Source organism: Micromonospora sp. WMMD1082, from assembly GCF_029626175.1.
Taxonomy (GTDB): domain Bacteria; phylum Actinomycetota; class Actinomycetes; order Mycobacteriales; family Micromonosporaceae; genus Micromonospora.
On the sequence record NZ_JARUBM010000002.1, the window covers coordinates 2,031,465 to 2,051,728 of the forward strand.

The window sequence follows — 20,264 nt, forward strand, 5'->3', positions numbered from 1 at the left end:
CAGATCATCACGCATCGTGAGAACGGCCGGCCGGGACTCCGACCCCAAGGTGCCATCGGACCGTGCTTACGGGCAAGGCCGGTGCAGCACCGGAACCACCGCACCCGGCAGCATCGCACCAGGGTACGACCGGACCTGACGTCCGCACGGACATGGGTGATACTCGACGGGTGGCAGACGGCGAAGAGCGTACGACCCTTCGACCCCTCCGACCGGCCACGCCGCGCGCCGGCTCCGGCGTCGACCCGGATGGGCCGGCTATCGGGCTGCCCCGGCCCCGCCGGCCCCTGTCGGGGTCAGGCAAGCCGGCAGCAGAGACCGGGCCCGTCGGGTCCACAGCGGACACCGACGCACCGGCAGCCCGGCGTCGCCGGGTGCGCTTCGCGCACGCCGTACGCCTGCCGGGGCCACGCGCCGCGGCCCGGGCGACCCGCGACTGGTCCCGGCGGCCCAGCGGACGGCTGACCCTGCCCGGGGTGTTCCTGCTCGTCCTGGTCGCGGCGACCGCCACGGCCGGTGCGCTGCTGGTGCCGGCGACCCTCGGGGCATCGCGCCCGGTGGCGACGGACGCCACCGCCGAGACGCCCACCGGGCCGGTCGACCCGCAGCCCTCCGGCGAGGTGCCGCCGCCCACCGCGACGCTTCCGCCGGGTGCGACGCCGCCGGGCCTGCCGGGCAATGCGCCGCCGGTCGGCGGCCGTCCGTCCGATGCCCTGGCCGGCTGGGCGAGCGAGGTCGGCGCCAAGGTCGGCATCGATCCGATCGCCATGCAGGCGTACGGCTACGCCGAGTTGGTGCTCGCCGAAACCAACCGCAGCTGCAGCCTGAGCTGGACCACGCTGGCCGCGATCGGCCTGGTCGAGTCCCGCCACGGCCAGGCCAACAACGCCCAGCTCGGCGCGGACGGCCGGGCGATCCCGGAGATCATCGGCCTGCCGCTGGACGGTCAGGGCGGCCGGATGCGGATCGCCGACACCGACCGGGGCGAGCTGGACGGCGACACCACCTACGATCGCGCGATCGGGCCCATGCAGTTCATCCCGACCACCTGGCAGGAGATCGGCGCCGACGCGGACAACGACGGCCGCAAGGACCCGCACAACATCCACGACGCGGCGCTGGCCGCGGGCATGTACCTCTGCAAGGGTGGCCGTAATCTCACCATTCCGGGCGACTGGTGGAACGCGATCCTGTCGTACAACGACGTCCGCAGGTACGCCCAGGAGGTCTTCGACGCCGCCAACCGGTACGGACAGGCCAGTCGTACGTGATGTGATCGCCCGCATACATTGGAGAACTGGACACTTCCCCCCGGCTGCGGTTGACGGCAAGCTAGACGGGTGATGGTGCGCGAGTGGGACCCCAGGACCGCGTCGTCCGCCGAGATCGCGTCGATGCTGGACACGCTGAACGCGGTCCTGGCGGCCGATCTTCCGCAGGATCCGCCATGGCGGGAGAGTTCCCTGCGGGAATACCTCGCCGAGGTGATGCCGGGCGAACGACGGATCTCCTGGATCGCCCAGGAGGAGCCGGCCGCCGACGGCACTCCCGGTGCGATCCTCGGCCAGGTGCACGTGCTGCTGCTGGGCAACATCGGGGTGCTGGAGGTGCTGGTCCACCCGGCCGTCCGGCGCAGCGGGCTCGGCCGCGATCTCGTCCTGCGCGCCGCCCGCCGCGTCTACCAGGAGGGCTTCGAGTCGATCGGGGTCGAGGTGGTGGGCGACACGCCCGCCGTCGCCTTCTACGAGTCGCTCGGCTTCAGCCGCGAGTACGTCGAGACCCGTAGCGTGCTCGACCTCTCCGGCGTCGACTGGGCCGAGTTGGCGCAGATGTCCACCGGGGTGGGCGCGGGCTACGGCGTCCAGTTCCACCCGGGCGGTCCCCCGGACGACTTGATCGAGGCGTACGCGCGGGCCAAGGCCGAGATCCGGGACGTCGAGGACGGCGAGCTACGGCCCAGCTCCTACGATCCGCAGCGCCTGCGCGACAGCCTCGACTGCCTGCACCGGCGGGGCATGAAGCCGTACATCGTGCTCGCCCTGCACGAGCAGACCGGCGAGGTGGCCGGCCTCACCGAGGTGGTCGTGCCGGCCCAGCACCCGACCCGGGCCGACCAGTACGACACCATCGTCGTCCAGGACCACCGCGGCTACGGGATCGACCGGGCGATCAAGGCCCGGATGCTGCTGGAGCTGCGCTCGGCCGAGCCGCAGCTGACCGAGGTGCAGACCTGGAACGCCCAGGCCAACGAGGCCATGCTCAAGGTCAACGCCGAGCTGGGCTACCGCACCGACCGGGACTGGTGCGAATACAGCGTCGACGTCGCCGACCTGGTTCACCGCCTCGACGCGCCGCGCTGACCCGCCGCGCTGTTCCGCTGGTGCGCGAGCGTCAATACGGCTCCCAGGCCCGGGGATCCGGAGGTGGCGGGACGTTGCGGTACTTGGCGACCCGCACCTCCCACTGGCTACGACGCCGCCGCGCCTCCCGGTCGACGCGGCAGCGATGGTACGTCTCCGGCGGCCGGGCCAGACCGTAGATGTCCGCCCACCACTCGCCCGGCTCCGGGTCGAGGATGGTGTTCAGGTGTGCCGGGTAGCGACGGTTCGCGCCATCCCGGGTGTCGTCCCAGACCTCCATCGGCAGGACGACACGCCCGTCCTGGTCGACGACCACGAGGTAGAGCCCGGCGGCGCCGAGCAGGCGCTCCAGCACCGCAAGGCTCGGCGTCAGGCTGCCCGCCTCGACCCGCGCGACCGTCGACGGGGCCACTCTCGCGAACCGGGCCATCCGCTTCTGGCTGAGCCCGATGATCCGCCGGGCACGCCGCACCAGACCGGCGATGGGAAAGGGACCGACCGTGGGGCCGAAGCCGGGCGGCTCGAAGACGGGATACATGCACCGACCTTGCCGCTGGCAGAACCCGCACGGCAACCCCTGTGGACAACCCTGTGGATATCCCGCCCGCCGGCCAACTCACCCGACTCGCCCGCCACAGCGAGCGACGATCACCCTGCGTGACGCCAGCCGCACTTCCGCCCCCGCCCCCGCCAACACCTCGCACGCCCTTTGCTCTGCTTCAATCCACGCAACCGGCCATGACCAGCGACGGAGCAACGGCGACGTTTCGGCGCATCCCAGCGGCGCGAACACTATCGGTCACCTGTGCGTGGGTTGAAGCAGAGCAAAGGATGCGCGGGGGACGTGGGTGGGTGGGGCCGGTAAGTACTTAGGGTGACAGCCGTGGTCAGGTTGTTGCCGGGCCATCATCGGCGGGGTGTCCGCCGGGGACACCACCTCGCGCCAGCAGCGCCAGCACGGCGGCGCGCCCAGCGCCAGCGCCGAGCGCCGAGCGCCGAGCGCCGAGCAGCGTCAGTAGCGCTGGCGGAGCAGCTGGGCCGCCTCGACGGCCCAGTAGGTGAGGATGATCTGCGCGCCGGCGCGGCGGATCGCGGTGAGCGTCTCCAGGATCACCCGCTCCCGGTCGATCCAGCCGTTCGCGGCGGCCGCCTCGACCATCGCGTACTCGCCGGAGACCTGGTAGGCGGCGACCGGGACGTCCACCGCGGCGCGGACCGCCGCGACCACGTCGAGGTACGGCAGGCCGGGCTTGACCATCACCATGTCGGCGCCCTCGGCGACGTCCAACTCGACCTCGCGCAGCGACTCGCGCAGGTTCGCCGGGTCCTGCTGGTAGGTGCGCCGGTCCCCCTCCAGCGCCGACTCCACCGCGTCGCGGAAGGGGCCGAAGAACGCCGAAGCGTACTTGACGGCGTACGCCAGCACGGCCACGTCGGTGTGACCGGCCGCGTCGAGCGCCCGGCGTACCACCCCCACCTGGCCGTCCATCATCCCGGACGGACCGACCACCGCGACCCCGGCGGCGGCCTGGGCGACCGCCATCTCGGCGTACGCGGCGAGGGTGGCGTCGTTGTCGACCTCACCGGCCGCGGTGAGCAGCCCGCAGTGCCCGTGCGAGGTGAACTCGTCCAGGCAGAGGTCGCTCATCACGACGGTGGCGTCGCCCACCTCGGAGACCACGTCGCGGATCGCGACGTTGAGGATGCCGTTCGGGTCGATCCCGCCGGAGCCGCGCTCGTCGCGCGCCGCCGGCACCCCGAACAGCATGATCCCGCCCACGCCGGCCTGCACCGCCTCCACCGCCGCCTTGCGCAGCGAGTCGCGCGAGTGCTGCAGTACGCCGGGCATCGAGGCGATCGCTCGCGGCTCGGTCAGCCCCTCCTTGACGAACATCGGCACGACCAGCTCGGCCGGGTCGACGCGGGTCTCGGATACCAGCCGCCGCAGTGCCGCGGTGCGGCGCAGCCGGCGGGGCCGGATCTCGGGGTACGGCATCGGGCCCTCCCTGGACGACTACCGGAACGATCTCAGCGACTACCGGAACCTCAGCGCGGTCGGCCCCTGCACCTTCGAACCGCGGCGCTGCTTCGCCGGCATCGCGGCGAGCTTCTCCCGCAGCTCGACGGCGTAGCCGGCGAGCGCCTCCACCAGATCGGGCACCGAGGCGTGCGGCGGCTGCACGTCGACCCGCAGGCCGAACTCCGTCGCGGTCTCCGCCGTCTTGGGCCCGATGACAGCGACAACGGTACGCGGGTGCGGCTTGCCCGCGATACCGACGAGATTGCGCACCGTCGAGCTGGACGTGAAGAGCACCGCGTCGAACCCGCCCGACTTGATCGCGTCCCGGATCTCGGCGGGCGGCGGGGCGGCCCGGACCGTCCGGTACGCGGTCACGTCGTCGACCTCCCAGCCGCGCTCGGTGAGGCCGGCGGCGAGCGTCTCGGTGGCGATGTCGGCGCGCGGCAGCAGCACCCGGCCGACCGGGTCGAGCACCTCGTCGTGCGGCGAGAACTCGGCCAGCAGGCCCTCGGAGGTCTGCTCCCCGGTGGGGATCAGTTCCGGCTGGATGCCGAAGGCGCGGACCGCGTCGGCGGTGGCGTCGCCGATACAGGCGATCTTCACGCCGCCGAAGTGCCGGGCGTCCAGCCCGTGCTCGGCGAACTTCTCCCAGACCGCCCGCACCGCGTTGACCGAGGTGAAGATCACCCAGGCGTACCGGCCGTCGACCAGACCCTTGACCGCCCGCTCCATCTGGGCCGGGGTGCGCGGCGGCTCCACCGCGATGGTCGGCACCTCGCACGGGATCGCGCCGTACGCGCGCAGCCGGGCGCTCATCGCGCCGGCCTGCTCCTTGGTGCGGGGCACGAGCACCTTCCAGCCGTACAGCGGGCGGTTCTCCCACCAGCTGAGCTTGTCCCGCTGACCCACGCCGTCGCCGACGGTCAGCACGACCCGGCCGGTGAAGCCGAGTGCCGCCGCGACGAAGGAGTCCACGGTCGACGTGGTCGTGTACTGCGTCTCCCCGGTGCCGTCCCCGGTCACCCCGACGTCGGTGGTGCCGTCCACCCCGGCGGAGAGCAGCCCGTCGCGGATCGCGGCGAGGTCACCGGCGTCGACCGCCAGCGCCAGCGAGCCGCGCTGCACGGCCGCGGCCAGCGCGTCGAAGTCCAGGGTGCTGACATCCTCGACGTCGGCAGCGGTCCGGACACCCGGCAGCGGCACGCCCGCGTAGGCGGCCACCCCCTCCGCCTGCCCCACGCCGGGCACCACCTCGAAGTGCGCGGCGGTACGCGCGACCGCCTGCACCTCCTTGACCACCGAGTCGTGGCCGAACGGATCGCCGGCCACCAGGTGCACCGCGTTCTGCCCGGAGCGGGCCGCCGAGATCAGCACCTTCGCCACGTCGCCCGGCGCACCCTCCGCCGGGGTGAACTGGGCGTCGGACCTGGACTGGGCCCGCACGACGTCGAGCAGCGACTCCGGGACCCCCCGGTCGTACACCACCTGGTCGGCGTCGACCAGAGCGTCGTGCGCCCGGCGGGTCAGCAGGCCCGGGTCGCCGGGTCCAGCCCCGACGAACGCGATACGGCCTACGGGCTTACGGGTGCGGGTCATTCTGTGCTCCCAAATTGCTGGGTCCCCGGGCCGTCGTGACCTTGCGGGCCGAGGATCGAGTCGGCGCCGAGTTCGAGGAGCTCGGCGGCGAGTGCCTTGCCGATCTCCGCCGCGTCGGCGGGCGTTCCGGTGCGGGACAGCCGGATATCGCGGGTGCCGTCCGGGCTGATCACCGCCCCGCGCAGGTAGATCTCCTGGACAACATCGCCCTCGGCGCCTGAGCCGGTGGGCTCGCCTTCGGCGACGACGGCGTAGGCGGCGACCGGTGCGGAGCATCCGGCCTCCAGGGTGGCCAGCATCGCCCGCTCCGCGGTGACCGCGGCGCGCGACGGTGCGTGGTCGAGCGTGGTGAGCAGTTCGATCAGATCCGGGTCGTCGATCCGGCACTCCACCGCCAGCGCGCCCTGGGCGGGAGCGGGCAGCATCAGCATCGGGTCGAGCGTCTCGGTGATCGCGTCGGTCCGGCCGATGCGGGCCAGGCCCGCCCGGGCCAGGACGACGGCGTCCAGGTCGGCCTCCGGGCCGAGCACCCGGCCCAGCCGGGTGTCGATGTTGCCCCGGATCGGGGTGACCGACAGTTGCAGGCCCAGCGCGTGCAGCTGGGCGATCCGGCGCAGCGCGCCGGTGCCGATCTTCGCGCCGGGCGCGAGCTCGGCCAACGTCCTGCCGTCCCGGGCGACGAGCGCGTCGCGCGGATCCTGCCGCGGCGGCACCGCGGCGATGTGCAGCCCCGCCGCGGTGGCGGTCGGCAGGTCCTTGTACGAGTGGACCGCGACGTCGATCGTCCCGGCGACCAGCGCGTCGCGCAGGGCGGAGACGAACACGCCGACACCGAGCCGGTGCACCGGCGCGCTGGACCGGTCGCCGGCGGTGACCACCTCGACCAACTCCACCGGACGGCCGGTACGCGCGGTCAGGGCCTCGGCGACCTGCCCGGACTGGGCCATCGCCAGCGTGCTGCCACGGGTACCAAGGCGCAACGGCGCACTGCTCATCGCTCACCTCCGGCGGGTGGGGTGATGTCGGGCACGGTGTCCACCGGCGAGGTCTGCGGGACCTGGAGGTCGAACAGCTCGCGCAGCAGGGCAGCGTACTGGTCGCCACCGGGTTCCGCGGCCAGCTGGCGGACCCGGACGGTCGGCTGGTGCAGCAGCCGTTGGACCACCCGGTGCACGGTGCGGGCCACCTCGGCGCGCTGGTCGTCGGTGAGGTCCGGGCGGCGCTGGGCGAGCCGGCGCAGCTCGGTGGTGACCACGTCGTCGGCCCGGCCGCGCAGCGCGGCGACGGTCGGGGCCACGTCGGCGCCGCGCAGCCAGGTGAGGAAGGACTCGACCTCGCCGGCCACGATCCGCTCGACGGCGGCCGCATCCGCGGCGACCGGGCCGTCGGCGAGCAGCGCCGCCATCCGGTCGATGTCGATCACCTCGACGCCGGGCAGTCCGGCGACGCCGGGGCCGACATCGCGCGGTACGGCCAGGTCGAGCAGGACCAGGGGACCACGCTCGGCGCCGCGATCGGCCACCGCGGCGGCGACCACGTCACGGGTGAGGACCGGCTCGGTGGACGCGGTGGCGGCCACTACGATGTCCACCGTGGAGAGCGCATCGGTCAGCTCGGCCATCGGTCGCGCAGCGGCGCCGTACGACTCGGCCAACCGCACGGCCCGGTCGGTGCTCCGGTTGGTGACCGACAGCGGCCCGGCGCCGAGCCGGGACAGCGTCGCCACCCCCAGCGAACCCATCGCTCCGGCGCCGACGACCAGTGCGGGACGGCCCGTGAGGTCCTCCCCGAAGTGGTTGGCGGCCAGCCCCAGCGCGGCGCTGACCACACTCTGGCCGGCCCGGTCGATGCCGGTCTCGGAATGGGCCCGCTTGCCCACCCGCAGTGCCTGCTGCATCAGCTCGTGCAGCAGCCGCCCCGCGGTCTCCGCTCCGCTGGCCCAGTGATAGGCGTCCCGGAGCTGACCGAGGATCTGCGCCTCGCCGATCACCATCGAGTCCAGACCGGCGGCCACCCGGAAGACGTGATCCACCGCCGCGGAGTCGAAGTGCACGTAGAGGTGGTTGGCCAACGCGGCCGGCTGGCTGCCCGCCTGCTCGGCGAGGACGGCGCAGATGTCGCCGAGTCCGCCGTGGAAGCCGGACACCGCGGCGTAGACCTCCACCCGGTTGCAGGTGGAGACCAGCACGGCCTCGCTCACGTACGGCTGTGCGAGCAGGCGGTCCAGGGTGCGGTCGAGGCCGCTGGGCGACACCGCGAGGCGTTCGAGGGTGGCGACCGGTGCGGTGCGGTAGGACGCGCCCACGACGAGGAGCTTCACGTGCCGATCGCCTCCTGACTCTCGGTGACCGCGAGACCGCCGGGCAACGCGGTGAGGGCGGATCCGCCGGCGCTGGGCAGCGCGGTGAGGGATGCCTTGCGGTGCTCGTGGAACGACAGGATCTGCAGCTCGATGGCGAGATCGACCTTGCGTACGTCGACCCCTTCGGGAACCGAGAGTACGCACGGCGCGAAGTTCAGGATGCTCGTCACACCAACGTCGACCAGTTGGTCCGCCACCCGCTGGGCGGCCGCTGCCGGGGTGGCGATGACGCCGATGGCGATGGACTCCTCGGCCGCCACCCGGGGCAACTCGTCGATGTGTCGTACGACCAGGCCGTTGATCTCCTCGCCGACCCGGGCCTGGTCGGCGTCGAACAGGGCGGCGATCCGGAAGCCGCGGGTGGCGAAGCCGTCGTAGCCGGCCAGGGCGTGACCGAGATTACCGACGCCGACCAGCGCGACAGCCCGACGGTGGGTGAGGCCGAGGACGTACTCGATCTGGTCGATCAACAGCGCCACGTCGTAGCCGACGCCACGAGTGCCGTACGAACCGAGGTGGGACAGATCCTTGCGGAGCTTGGCGGAGTTCACCCCGGCGGCGTTGGCCAACCCTTCACTGGAAACCGTCTCGTGACCGGTTTCGGCGAGATTGTGCAGGGCACGGAGGTACTCGGGGAGCCGTGCCACCGTCGCCTCGGGCAGATCCGGGAGCGCCGGTACGGCACCGGCGCGACCGGGCGCGCCAGGGTGACGGTGCTGACTCATGAGACTCCGTGCAGTGCGATCCTCGACCGACTCCACCGGTCGGCCGTTTCGGGACTCCCGCTGGCAACCGAGATTGCTGGCTGTGCTAGCGGGGCGCGTCGGAATTACAGAGTAGGCGCTTGTGAAGACGTGCACAAATCGCGATCTTGTCGACACCCCCCGCGCCCCCACCAGCCCCTCCGTCCCGCAAGATCGACCGGCTCGCCCAGCCACCCCCGCCCAATCATTCCCCAACCCCGACTTCTCCGACCAATCACACGCGCCCGATCAGCAGGGTTGATCATGAAGTTATTGACCCGACACGCCGACCCGGAGCGCAACAACTTCATGATCAGCGGAAAGTGGGGGTGGGGTTTGGGCCAGGTGGATGGCGTGGGTGAGGGTGTCGGCGACGGGGTGGCCGGAGGCATCGAGGCGGGCCCGGTCGGTGAAGCCGCCGGAGTAGAGGACGGCGCGACCGCCGACCGAGAGCGCGGCCTCGGCGTCGTCGAGCGAGTCGCCGATCAGCACCACGTCGCGCCCGTCGACACCCAACTCGCCGATGTGCCGGGCCAGCGATTCCGCCTTGCGGTCGCCGCCGACCTGCGCCCGCAGCCCGTCCACCCGGGCGAACCGCCCGGCCAGGCCGTACGTCCCGACGGCCGGCACCAGCTCGTCGTGGAACCACATCGACAGCAGGGACTGGCTGCCCGTCCAGGCCGCCATCGCCTCGACGGCGTCGTGCGCCAGCTCACAGGTGGTCAGACCCACGCGGTACGCGTCATGGAAGATCTTGTCCAGCCGGCCGAACGCCTCGTCGTCCACCGCCCGGCCGAGGACGTCCGCGTAGTAGTCGGCGATCGGCCGGCGGAACCGGACCCGGTGCTCGTCCGCGGTCACCGTCGGGCCGCCCTCGCTGGCGAACACGGCATTGGTGCAGGCCACCACGAGGTGGAGGTCATTGAGCAGGGTGCCGTTCCAGTCCCACACCAGATGGGGGCGCGCAGGAGTCATCACCGCACCCTATCCAGCACCACGGCGAGCGTGGCACCCCAGAGCTGGCGAGCTAGGCGGCCTAGAGCTGCGGGGTGGTCAGATCCCGTAGCAGCCGCTCCTCCTCGACCCGCCAGTAGCCGTGCTCCCTACCGTCCAGCAGCACCACCGGCAGCCGGTCGCCGTACTCGCGTTCCAGTTCCAGGTCGCCGCTGACGTCCCGCTCGGTCCACCGGTCGCCGGTGACCGCGACCACCCGGTCGAGCGCCGCCTTGGCGTCCTCACACAGATGGCAACCGGGTCGGGTGATCAGGGTCAGGCGGGGCTCACGCATCGGTCTCCTCCGTCGTGCCGGCCGGTGCCGGCTGGTCGGTCAGGCGCACATCGGTCGGGCATCCGCAAGTCCCGTGCACGGCACTCAGGCGGCGTCACCGACGGTACCGAATGGACGCGACGAGACGTCACCACGGATGTCGGAGCCGACCGCCGCGCCAGCCGCCCCCGGCCCGGCCCGCACCCCGCCCATCGGGCCTCCTACCAGGCCGAACAGCTGCTCCACTGCGGAACAACCAGGCGGCCGCTTGTCAACCATGCCCGACGGACAACCGGTCCGGCAGGTGTGCGACACGTCGGGAAATACTTCGGCCCTGTGTAACGGACTTGCCACGCGCGGGTGACGTTGGCCCTATCATCACTCGGGTCGGCTCACCCCATTTGCCGTGAGTCGACACCCCTCAGCCCGAGGAGGCCCCCGTGCCGTTGAGCGCATTGGACCAGCACCTCAAGGGGATCTGCCGCCCGCCGGCACACCCCGGATCCGCCCTGCCCGGCGGCGACCCGACCGGTCAGCCGGTTGCCGCCCGCCCGGCGGCGACCAACGGAACGGGGGCGGCGCGATGACCGCCTTCGGTTTCGTGGAACGCCCGATCGGCATGACCGGTCCCGCCGCCCGCACGCCGGTCAACGAACGCGGCGGCGCCCACGGCGCGCAGGACGCGACGGGCAACCTCACCGTCCGGGGCGAGAGCGCCGCGCGGAGGGTGGGCAGCCGGCCCCACCAGAACGAGCCACCACATCGACCATCCGTACCGGGCGGCAACGCGAAACCCGCGGGCGGTCGGGTCGCCTCCCCGAGCCGGCCGACGATGCCCGCCCAGGCCCGCCGCAGCGGGGACGCACCGATCGCCGAGGCGTCGACGACGGAGACCGCGGTGCTTCCGGCGGTGACCACCCCCGCCAACACCTCGACCGGGTTCCCGAGCCGCCCCGATCCGTCCGATCCGGCGACCGAGGTCTGGGCGCTGGTCGAACGCGCCCAGGCCGGTGAGGCCGAGGCATTCGGGCTGATCTACGACCGCTACGTCGACACCGTTTTCCGCTTCGTCTACTTTCGGGTCGGCAACCGGCAACTCGCCGAGGACCTCACCTCCGACACCTTCCTGCGCGCCCTCAAGCGGATCGGCAGCTTCACCTGGCAGGGCCGCGACCTCGGCGCCTGGCTGGTGACCATCGCGCGCAACCTGGTCGCCGACCACTTCAAGTCCGGCCGGTACCGGCTGGAGGTGACCACCGGCGACGTGCTCGACGCCGACCGCGAGGACCGGGGCCCGGAGGGCAGCCCGGAGGCCGCCGTGGTGGAACACATCACCAACGTCGCCCTGTTGACGGCCGTGAAGCGCCTCAATCCCGAACAGCAGGAGTGCATCGTGCTCCGCTTCCTCCAGGGCTTCTCGGTGGCGGAGACCGCCCGGGCGATGGGCAAGAACGAGGGTGCGATCAAGGCACTGCAGTACCGGGCGGTCCGGGCCCTGGCACGGCTGCTCCCGGACGGCTTCCAGCCGTAGTCCTCCGGCACCGGCACGGGTGGCCGCCCCAACGGCCACCGCGTGGGCCCCTTCGATCCGGAAGCGATCACTTTGCGTAATTTCGGCATCCGCCGGGCCGTAACCCGCCCCCGGCACGGCGCGTTTCTCCGGGTGCGACCGGTGACAGGCCGGAAACCCCCGGGGTCCTCCGGATGACCTGCGACGGTGCCGACGACGGTTACCCGCCGTGGTGTCAGGAGGTCATCGGTCGCTGGTGGTGAACGCGGCCGACCGGCCGTGACCAGCGAGAGGAGGTGCCACGGTGGACAACGCCCTCTTCTCCCGTCGGCGCGCCGAGCGCTTCGCGCAGCTTCTCGACGAAGCCAACGGCGGCCGACGTCATCACGTGCGATCCCGCGACGACGACCAGCTCGCGCCGCTCGTCACGCTCGGCCGGCGCCTCGGCACCAACCCGCCCATCGCCGAGGTGAACCCGGAGTTCCGTACGGGTCTGCGGGCGATGTTGCTCGCCACCGCCGCTCGCGAGGGCGTCGGCGCGGCCACCGCCGGTCGGCCGGCGGAGAAGGCGGGTTCCGGTCGCGGGTCGCTGCTGCCCGCGGTCACTGCCCGCCGGGCCCGCGCCCGCGGCGCGATCCTGGTCGGCATCGCGGCCGGCGCCGTGGCCGTCTCCGGCATCTCGGCGGCCAGCGAGAATGCGGTACCCGGTGACGCGCTGTACGGGATGAAGCGCGGCACCGAACGGGCCCAACTCGCGCTCACCGGCTCCGACATCAGCCGGGGCCAGCTCTTCCTCGACTTCGCCCGCACCCGGCTGGCCGAGGCGTCCTCGTTGCGGGGCGGCCGGACGGGATACAGCGGCGTGCTGGACGACATGGACGCGGACACCCGGCAGGGCGTACGCCTGCTCACCGGTGCGGCCGCGCAGCGCTCGGATGCCGCGGCGCTGGTCGCGGTCGATGCCTTCCTCACCGAACAGCGACGTTCCCTGAACGCGCTGCTGGACAGCGGCTCCCGGACCGATCGGGTCCGCACCACCGAGTCGCTGACCCTGCTGGAGTCCGTCGCCAAGCGCGCCGACGCGATGCGCGCCGCCATCGCCTGCGGCCAACACCTCACCGTCACCAGCGACGCGCTTGGCCCGATCCCCGCCGCCTGTTCCTGACGGTCCACCGGTGGTGATCCGGCGGCCGGTTACCGTGGTCGGTGACATGAGGGGGGCGGATGACGCGTAGTCACAAGGTGACCGTCAGCACCGACGTGCACGGGCACACCGCCGGTTGGGCGCAGGCCGAGCCGGCTCCCCCGGCCGCACCGGATCCGCGTGCAGCGGCCTTCTTCGACGTGGACAACACGATGATGCAGGGCGCCTCGATCTACTGGTTCGCCCGTGGACTCGCCGCGCGAAGATACTTCACCACCGCCGACCTGGCCCGGTTCGCCTGGCGGCAGCTGCGTTTCCGGCTGCTCGCCCGGGAACACGCCGCAGACTTGTCGCACGCCAAGGAGGCTGCCCTCGCCTTCGTCGAGGGCTGGCGCGTGGCGGACGTGGAACGGCTCACCGAGGAGATCTTCGACGAGCTCATGGCGCCCCGGATCTGGGCCGGCAGCCGCCGGCTGGCGCAGGGTCACCTCGACGACGGCGAGCGGGTCTGGCTGGTGAGCGCGGCCCCGGTGGAGATCGGTCGGGTGATCGCCGCCCGGCTCGGCTTGACGGGCGCGATCGGCACGGTCGCCGAGGTGGTCGACGGCGCCTACACGGGCCGGCTGGTCGGCGACCTGATGCACGGGCCGGCCAAGGCCGAGGCGGTCACGCAACTCGCCGCCGTCGAGGGCCTGGACCTGCACCGCTGCACCGCCTACAGCGACTCCGCCAACGACCTGCCAATGCTGTCCATAGTCGGTCGCGCGGTGGCGGTCAACCCGGACACCACGCTGCTACGCCAGGCCCGCCAGCACGGTTGGGAGGTGCGCGACTTCCGTACCGGCCGCCGGGCCGTCAAGATCGCGGTCCCGTCGGCCGCCGCCGCCGGGCTGGTGGCCGGCGCGGTCACCGCCGGCGTGGCGTTGCAGCGGCGCCGCCTCAGCGGCTGAGGCCCGCCAACGGGCCAGGCGGCAGCGCCCCGCGCGCGGCCTACGGGCCGAACGGGTCCGGGCGCCGTTCCAGCAACTGGTGCAGGGTCTGCTGGATGGTCTCCCTGACCTGGTCCGCGAGGTTGAATACGACCAGTGGATCGTCCGCGGAGTCGGTCAGGTGCGCGGTCGGGATCGGCGGGCAGAACTCGATCAGCCACTTGCTCGGCAGCGGCACCATGCCCAGCGGCCCGAGCCAGGGAAAGGTCGGCGTCACGGGGAAGTACGGAAGCTTGAGCAGCCGGGCCAGCGGCTTGATGTCGGCGAGCATCGGGTAGGTCTCCTCGCCGCCGACGATGGCGACCGGAATGATCGGCGTGCCCGTGCGCAGGGCCGCCGAGACGAAGCCGCCCCGGCCGAAGCGTTGCAGCTTGTAACGGTCGGCGTACAGCTTGCCGATGCCCTTGAAGCCCTCCGGGAAGACGCCCACCAGCTCGCCGCCGCGCAACAGCCGCTCGGCGTCCGGGTTGCAGGCCACCGTGCCACCGGTCTTGCGGGCGATCTCGGAGACCACCGGCATCCGGAAGACCAGGTCGGCGCCGAGCAGCCGCAGGTAGCGGTGGGCCGGGTGCTCGTGATGCAGCGCGGTGGAGAGGATCAGCGCGTCCAGCGCCACGGTGCCCGAGTGGTTGCCGACGATCAGCCCCGCCCCGTCGGCCGACACGTTCTCCAGGCCGGTGACCTCCGTACGGAACCAGTCCCGGTAGAGCCGGCGTAGCAGCGGGTGGAAGACCCCCTCGGTCAGCTCCGGGTCGAAGCCGAACTCGTCCACCTCGTAGTCGCCGGCCAGTCGCCGGCGCAGGAAGGCGAGGCCGCCGGCGACCCGACGGTCCCAGACGTCGCCCGGCTGCTCCGCCACGGCGGGCGCGGACGGCCCGGTCGGGTGGTGCCCGTTGCGCCGCGCCGGGTCCGCGTCGTGCGCGACGGCCGGGGGTACGGCGTACCGGTCGTCGAGGCGGGCCTCGTCATGCCGCTCCTCCGGCCCGGTCACGACCGCTCCCGCACGGCGGTGCGGACCTGCCGGATGTGGTCGAGCACCAACCGCTCGGCGGCGGCCAACTGTTCCCGGGTGACCACGGCACGACCCTGGTGGGCGCGGATGAAGTCGTCGAAGGCGGCCGCGGTGGACCGGGGGGTGAAGGCGTACTCCCGCTCCAGCCGGGAGATGTCCACCACCCGGCCGTGCACGAAGAGATCGACCTGGTCCAGGCCGTAGCGGCCGAAGCCCATGGTCCGGGCGAGCGCGACGGCGCCGGAGAGGCCCGGTTCCAGCACGGGCACGGCGACCCGGCCCGCCCGGCGGATCGCCTGGGACAGCGCGAGCACCCCGGGCCCGGCGACGTTGAAGGTGCCCGGATGATCCTCGACGACCGACCGGTGCAGCACCTCCAACGCGTCGTCGAAGTGCAGGAACTGCAACCGGGCGTCCCGGCCGAAGATGGTGGGCACCACCGGCTGGGAGAAGTACCGGGTCAGCGTGGTGTCCGCCGTCGAACCGATGAACGGCGCGAATCGCAGCACGGTGGCGGTGACGTCGCTGCGCCGGCGACGGAAGCCCCGGACGTACCCCTCGATGTCGAGGATGTCGCGGCCGAAACCGCCGCGCGGCACCTCGCGCGGCTCGGTCTCCTCGGTGAAGACCGCCGGATCGCGGAACGAGGCACCGTACGCCGCGGTGGAGGAGCGGACCACGATCTTGCGGAGCCGTGGCGCCCGCTGGCAGGCGGCGAGCAGTTGCATGGTGCCGATGACGTTCTGCTCCTTCATCGCCGCCCGACCGCCGTGCTGCGGATCGGGGGCGCTGACGAGAGCCAGGTGCACCACCGTGTCCACGTCGAGATCGGCGAGCAGACCACCGACCGACCCGGCATCGACGTGGATCCGTTCGACCTGGTCGAGCAGGCCGCCGATCTCCGCTCCCGGCTCCGGCAGGTCAATGCCGATGACCCGGTCGATCCGCGGGTCGGCGGCGAGCCGTGCGGCGACATGCGCACCGAGGTAGCGACTGACCCCGGTCACGACGACGACCCCCGGAGGGCTCGGCGAGCCACCGGGGGTCATGTCTGGCACCTGCCCCGGCAGGTGGGACCGAGCCCGGGTAGCCACGGCCTGATCACCTGAGCCTCCGAGGGTCGACAGTTGGCGAGTGACGGACGCCGGACCCGAGGCCCGGCATCCGTCACTTGCCGAGACGGCGACGCTGGACGCGGGTCTTGCGCAGCAGCTTGCGGTGCTTCTTCTTAGCCATGCGCTTGCGGCGCTTCTTGACCACCGAGCCCATACGAAAGCCTTTCGATGCAACGTGCGGCGCGACCGGGAGGACACCACGAACCCGTGGCGTCGGCGACCGCTTACGGACAGGGACCGGACCGGCGGGATGGGCGGCAGAGCGCACCAGCGGTCACGATCGGAGTCCAGCGTAGCGGGGATGCGTCAGCAGGACCAACGGGCCCCCGGTCGATGCCCGTTCACCGGGTCTGTGGCGACCCGGACCGCACGCGGGTCAGGCGGTCTCCTGGAAGGCGCCGCGGAGATACTCGTGCACCGCGTGTTCGGGCACCCGGAACGACCTGCCCACCCGCACGGCGGTCAGCTCACCGCTGTGCACCAGGCGGTAGACGGTCATCTTCGACACCCGCATGACCGTCGCCACCTCGGCGACGGTCAGGAACTTGACCTCCGACAGCCGACCGTCGGACTGCGACCCGGCCATGGCTCACCCGACCCATCCCATGCCCGGCGCGTGCCGCCACACGGGTCCTCCCGCGCGGCCGGCGACGCGCGTGTTACCAGTACGGTAGCGGGACGGCTGTGACCGGCGCGATCCCTTCCTGCAACTGATCATGGTTCGACTCGGGCCCGATGGGGAAAAACCCCTGGTCGGGTGCCGTACGCGGAATTTTGGCGACGATCAACCTCGGCCGCCGGTATCGCGGGGTTCACTCGGCGCGCAGGGCGACCACCGGGTCGAGCCGGCCGGCCCGCTGGGCGGGCACCACCCCGAAGACGATCCCGACCGCCGCGGACACGCCGAACGCCAGTGCCAGCGACCACCAGGTCACCGCCGCCGGGATGGGCGAGAGGGCGGCCACCAGCAGCGCGCCGCCCACGCCGAGGGCCATCCCGGTCAGCCCGCCGACCGAGGTCAGCAGCACCGCCTCCAGCAGGAACTGCACCCCGATGTCGCGGGGGCGGGCACCGACCGCCTTGCGCAGCCCGATCTCCCGGGTCCGCTCGCGTACCGAGACGAGCATGATGTTGGAGACGCCGACGCCGCCGACGAGCAGCGAGATGCCCGCGATCGCGGCCAGTACGCCGGTCAGGATGCCGAGGATGTCGCCCAGCACGCCGAGGATCTGTTCCTGGGTGACGGCACTGAACTCGGTACCCGGGTGACGGCCGTTCAGCTCCGCCACGATCCGCTCGCCCAGCTCGTCGATCCGCTCCCGGTCCGGCGCCTTCACCGCGATCGCGTCGACCCGCTGGGTGCCGTAGAGCCGCTGGGCCGCCGTCACCGGGATGTGCACCTCGTCGTCCCGGTCGACGCCGAGGCTCTGCCCCAGCGGCACGAAGACGCCGATCACCCGGAAGCGGACCCCGGCCACGTTGATCTGCTGGCCGACCGCCTCGCGGTCGGGGAAGAGGGAGCGGGCGACCGCGTCGCCGAGCACCGCGACCCGGCGGCCGGTGTCCACGTCGGAGCGGGTCAGGTACCGGCCCCGGGCCAGTTCCCGGGCGAAGACGGTGGGGGTGCTCTCCAGCACCCCCTGGACGGTGGTGAAGTCCTCCCGGGTGCCGGCCCGTACGGTCGCGCCGGAGGCGACCGTCACCGCCACCCGGTTCGGGTCGCCGACCACCCGGCCGACGGCGTCGACGTCCTGCAGGGTCAGCGGGGAGACCGCCGGCGCGGAGCCCACGTCGAGTCGCCCCGGCACCACCAGCAGCAGGTTCGAGCCCAGGCCCTCCACCTGCTGCTCGACCTTCTGCTTGGTGCCGGTGCCGATGGCCACCAGCAGCACCACGGAGGCCACCCCGATGACCACCCCGAGCATGGTCAGCGCGCTGCGCAACCGGTTGGCCCGCAGCGCGTCCCACGCCACCCGCCACGCCTCGGCCAACCTCACGAGCCGCCCCCGCCAGCGGCCAGGTCCGCCCCGTTGCCGGCCCGATCCGCCGAGCCGCCGGCCGGGGTGACCGCGCTGTCGGCGACGACCACGCCATCGCGCATCGCGATTCGTCGCCGCGCCCGGGCCGCCACCTCCGCGTCGTGGGTGACCATCACCAGCGCCACCCCGGACTCGGCGTTGAGCCGTTCCAGCAGTTCCAGCACGGCCGCGCCGGTGGTGCTGTCCAGGTTGCCGGTCGGCTCGTCGGCCAGCAGCACGGTCGGGTCGGTGACCAGGGCACGGGCGATCGCCACCCGCTGCTGCTCGCCACCGGAGAGCTGGTTGGGCCGGTGGTGCAGCCGGTGCCCCAGACCGACCCGCCCGAGCATCGCGGCGGCGCGCTCGCGCCGCTGGCGGGCGCCCACTCCCCGGTAGACCAGCGGCAACGCCACGTTGTCCACGGCCGTGGTGCGCGCCAGCAGGTGGAACGCCTGGAAGACGAAGCCGATGGTCTCGTTGCGCAGCCGGGCCAACTCGGGTGCGGAGAGCGTGCCCACGTCCCGGCCGCCGATCACCAGCCGGCCACCGGTCGGCCGGTCCAGGCCGCCGAGCAGGTGCATGAGCGTGGACTTGCCCGAGCCGGATGGACCGATCAGCGCCACGTGATCGCCGGCCTCGACGGTCAGCGACACGCCCCGCAGGGCGGGCACGGACACCCCGTCGAGCTGGTACGTCCGGGACACGTCGACCGCCTCGATGGCCGGCTCGCGGCTCACCCGACCTCCTGGCCCTCGCGGACCTGATCGGTGCCGCGCACCACGATCCGGTCGCCGGCCTGCACCCCGTCGACGATCTGCACCAGATCCTGACCCTGCACGCCGACGGTGACCGCCGCCCGGTCGGCCCGGCCGTCCCGGACCAGCCAGACCGTGTCCCGCCCGTCTACGGAGAAGACCGCCGACGCGGGCACGGTCACCGCGTCCGCCTCCTCCCGGACCCGCAGCCGCAGCACCGCGTTCATCCCCGGGCGCGGCGTCGGCGCGGGCTCGGCCTCGCCGAACCGACCGGCACCGAGGGTGAGCCGGACCCGGTAGCTCACCCCGCCCCGGGCCGAGGTGCTGGGCAGCACGTCGATCGAGCGGACGGTGGCCTCGTACGTGGCGCCGGTGACCGCGTCCAACTCGACCGTGCCGGTGAGCCCGGCCCGGACGAGCAGTACGTCGGTCTCGTCGACCTCGGCCAGCAGGCCCAACTCGCGGGTGTCCACCACGGTCAGCACGGGAGTGCCGGCGGTGACCCGGCCGCCCACCGGGACGGCGGTGTCCACGCCCGGCGGCGGTCCCGCCGGCGCGCCGAGCGCCTCCGGGCCGATCCCGGCCGGCAGTCCACCCGACTCCAGCAGCCCGCCGAGCGCGCCGGTCGAGCCGCCGGCGCTGACCCCGCCCGGCTGCACGACCCCGGCGATCGGGGCGCGCAGGGTCAGCGCGTCCACCGTCGCCTTGGCCAGGTCGTACGCCTGCTGCGCCTGGAGCCGTTGCGCGGTGGCGAGCGCGTCGACGGCGGAGTTCAGGTTGCGTACGCCGCGCTGCACCTCGCGTACCGCCCGGTCGGCGGTGCGCGCGGCGGCATCGTACTGCCGCTGCGCGGCCTCGACCTGGGTGAGCAGCGCCTTTCGCAGCTCCGGATCGCTGATCTTCGCCGCCGCGGCGCGGGCGGCGGCGTGCGCCTCGCCGGCCGCCCGGTCGGTGCCCCGCAGGGAACCGGCGAGATTGCCGCCCCCGCCGCCACCGGCCCGCTTGGCGGCGGCCAGGGCGGCGCGCGCCTGGCGGAGCCGCTCCCGCGCCGACGGCGAGTTGATCACGGCGAGCACCTGGCCGCGCGTGACCCGCTGGCCCGGCTCGACGCGGAGACGACCCAGCGTGCCGTCGGCGGGAGCGGTGAGGGTGGCCGCGGCTCGGGCGGTCACCGTGGCCGGGGCATCGATCTCCTCGGCCACCGGTGCCCGCGCCGCCGAGGCGAGTGCGATCGACGGCTCGTCGCCGCCACAGGAGGCGGCACTGGTGAGGATCAGGACGGCGACGGCGAGCAGGGCGGTGAGCAGGCGGGGCCGCGTGACTGCGGGCAGCCGCGGCGAGTGGGTGCGGCGCACGCGACACATGCTACGAGC

At 72.9% G+C, this 20,264-nt stretch carries 20 protein-coding genes; 5 read left to right on the forward strand and 15 right to left on the reverse strand.

Annotated features, from left to right (window positions below):
• The first annotated feature begins 170 nt into the window (after nucleotides 1-170).
• Entirely contained in the window at nucleotides 171-1,271 is a 1,101-nt protein-coding gene (locus tag O7615_RS09585; protein ID WP_278177029.1) for a lytic murein transglycosylase, read from the forward strand.
• Nucleotides 1,272-1,343: 72 nt separating this feature from the next.
• Entirely contained in the window at nucleotides 1,344-2,360 is a 1,017-nt protein-coding gene (locus O7615_RS09590) for a GNAT family N-acetyltransferase (RefSeq protein ID WP_278182033.1), read from the forward strand.
• 31 nt (nucleotides 2,361-2,391) lie between these two features.
• On the opposite strand, the gene O7615_RS09595 is transcribed toward O7615_RS09590, so the two are convergent.
• From O7615_RS09595 to O7615_RS09630, 8 genes are all read right to left on the reverse strand, one after another.
• The gene (locus O7615_RS09595; protein WP_278177031.1) at nucleotides 2,392-2,898 is read right to left on the reverse strand and encodes a helix-turn-helix transcriptional regulator; all 507 of its coding nucleotides are present in this window, start codon (nucleotides 2,896-2,898) and stop codon (nucleotides 2,392-2,394) included.
• Nucleotides 2,899-3,372: 474 nt separating this feature from the next.
• Nucleotides 3,373-4,356 (reverse strand): porphobilinogen synthase, encoded by a 984-nt coding sequence (hemB, locus tag O7615_RS09600; RefSeq protein WP_278177033.1) that lies wholly within the window; start codon nucleotides 4,354-4,356, stop codon nucleotides 3,373-3,375.
• Nucleotides 4,357-4,395: 39 nt separating this feature from the next.
• The gene (locus tag O7615_RS09605) at nucleotides 4,396-5,976 is read right to left on the reverse strand and encodes a uroporphyrinogen-III synthase (protein ID WP_278177035.1); all 1,581 of its coding nucleotides are present in this window, start codon (nucleotides 5,974-5,976) and stop codon (nucleotides 4,396-4,398) included.
• Nucleotides 5,973-6,971 carry a hydroxymethylbilane synthase gene (hemC, locus tag O7615_RS09610; RefSeq protein ID WP_278177036.1) on the reverse strand — a complete coding sequence of 333 codons (999 nt, stop codon included), beginning with the start codon at nucleotides 6,969-6,971 and terminating at the stop codon, nucleotides 5,973-5,975. Before hemC ends, O7615_RS09605 begins: the two co-directional genes overlap by 4 nt.
• Nucleotides 6,968-8,296 (reverse strand): glutamyl-tRNA reductase, encoded by a 1,329-nt coding sequence (locus O7615_RS09615; RefSeq protein ID WP_278177037.1) that lies wholly within the window; start codon nucleotides 8,294-8,296, stop codon nucleotides 6,968-6,970. The genes hemC and O7615_RS09615 overlap by 4 nt, the downstream gene beginning before the upstream one ends.
• The gene (locus O7615_RS09620) at nucleotides 8,293-9,063 is read right to left on the reverse strand and encodes a redox-sensing transcriptional repressor Rex (protein ID WP_278177038.1); all 771 of its coding nucleotides are present in this window, start codon (nucleotides 9,061-9,063) and stop codon (nucleotides 8,293-8,295) included. The genes O7615_RS09615 and O7615_RS09620 overlap by 4 nt, the downstream gene beginning before the upstream one ends.
• Before the next feature lie 288 nt (nucleotides 9,064-9,351).
• Complete coding sequence (locus tag O7615_RS09625) at nucleotides 9,352-10,056, reverse strand: HAD hydrolase-like protein (protein ID WP_278177039.1); 705 nt, start codon at nucleotides 10,054-10,056, stop codon at nucleotides 9,352-9,354.
• A 61-nt stretch (nucleotides 10,057-10,117) separates the two neighbouring features.
• On the reverse strand, nucleotides 10,118-10,369 hold the full coding sequence (locus O7615_RS09630) for a glutaredoxin family protein (protein WP_278177040.1): 252 nt from the start codon (nucleotides 10,367-10,369) through the stop codon (nucleotides 10,118-10,120).
• 562 nt (nucleotides 10,370-10,931) lie between these two features.
• Here O7615_RS09630 and O7615_RS09635 point away from each other — a divergent pair.
• From O7615_RS09635 to O7615_RS09645, 3 genes are all read left to right on the forward strand, one after another.
• Entirely contained in the window at nucleotides 10,932-11,879 is a 948-nt protein-coding gene (locus O7615_RS09635) for an ECF subfamily RNA polymerase sigma factor, BldN family (RefSeq protein ID WP_278177041.1), read from the forward strand.
• A gap of 283 nt (nucleotides 11,880-12,162) precedes the next feature.
• Nucleotides 12,163-13,023 carry a DUF5667 domain-containing protein gene (locus O7615_RS09640; RefSeq protein ID WP_278177042.1) on the forward strand — a complete coding sequence of 287 codons (861 nt, stop codon included), beginning with the start codon at nucleotides 12,163-12,165 and terminating at the stop codon, nucleotides 13,021-13,023.
• Nucleotides 13,024-13,082: 59 nt separating this feature from the next.
• On the forward strand, nucleotides 13,083-13,952 hold the full coding sequence (locus O7615_RS09645) for an HAD-IB family hydrolase (RefSeq protein ID WP_278177044.1): 870 nt from the start codon (nucleotides 13,083-13,085) through the stop codon (nucleotides 13,950-13,952).
• 40 nt (nucleotides 13,953-13,992) lie between these two features.
• Here the strand turns inward: O7615_RS09645 and O7615_RS09650 are convergent, their stop codons facing one another.
• The 7 genes from O7615_RS09650 to O7615_RS09680 form a co-directional block, all read right to left on the reverse strand.
• The gene (locus tag O7615_RS09650) at nucleotides 13,993-14,850 is read right to left on the reverse strand and encodes a lysophospholipid acyltransferase family protein (RefSeq protein WP_278182034.1); all 858 of its coding nucleotides are present in this window, start codon (nucleotides 14,848-14,850) and stop codon (nucleotides 13,993-13,995) included.
• 128 nt (nucleotides 14,851-14,978) lie between these two features.
• Nucleotides 14,979-16,052 carry an NAD-dependent epimerase/dehydratase family protein gene (locus O7615_RS09655; protein WP_278177045.1) on the reverse strand — a complete coding sequence of 358 codons (1,074 nt, stop codon included), beginning with the start codon at nucleotides 16,050-16,052 and terminating at the stop codon, nucleotides 14,979-14,981.
• A gap of 118 nt (nucleotides 16,053-16,170) precedes the next feature.
• Entirely contained in the window at nucleotides 16,171-16,272 is a 102-nt protein-coding gene (locus tag O7615_RS09660) for an AURKAIP1/COX24 domain-containing protein (protein ID WP_007465623.1), read from the reverse strand.
• A gap of 222 nt (nucleotides 16,273-16,494) precedes the next feature.
• Complete coding sequence (locus O7615_RS09665) at nucleotides 16,495-16,704, reverse strand: helix-turn-helix domain-containing protein (protein WP_007465625.1); 210 nt, start codon at nucleotides 16,702-16,704, stop codon at nucleotides 16,495-16,497.
• Nucleotides 16,705-16,930: 226 nt separating this feature from the next.
• Nucleotides 16,931-18,115, reverse strand: a complete 1,185-nt coding sequence (locus O7615_RS09670; protein WP_278177047.1) for an ABC transporter permease — start codon at nucleotides 18,113-18,115, stop codon at nucleotides 16,931-16,933.
• Nucleotides 18,112-18,873 (reverse strand): ABC transporter ATP-binding protein, encoded by a 762-nt coding sequence (locus O7615_RS09675; protein WP_347405081.1) that lies wholly within the window; start codon nucleotides 18,871-18,873, stop codon nucleotides 18,112-18,114. Before O7615_RS09675 ends, O7615_RS09670 begins: the two co-directional genes overlap by 4 nt.
• Nucleotides 18,870-20,255, reverse strand: a complete 1,386-nt coding sequence (locus tag O7615_RS09680) for an efflux RND transporter periplasmic adaptor subunit (RefSeq protein WP_278177048.1) — start codon at nucleotides 20,253-20,255, stop codon at nucleotides 18,870-18,872. The genes O7615_RS09675 and O7615_RS09680 overlap by 4 nt, the downstream gene beginning before the upstream one ends.
• Nucleotides 20,256-20,264 lie beyond the last annotated feature (9 nt).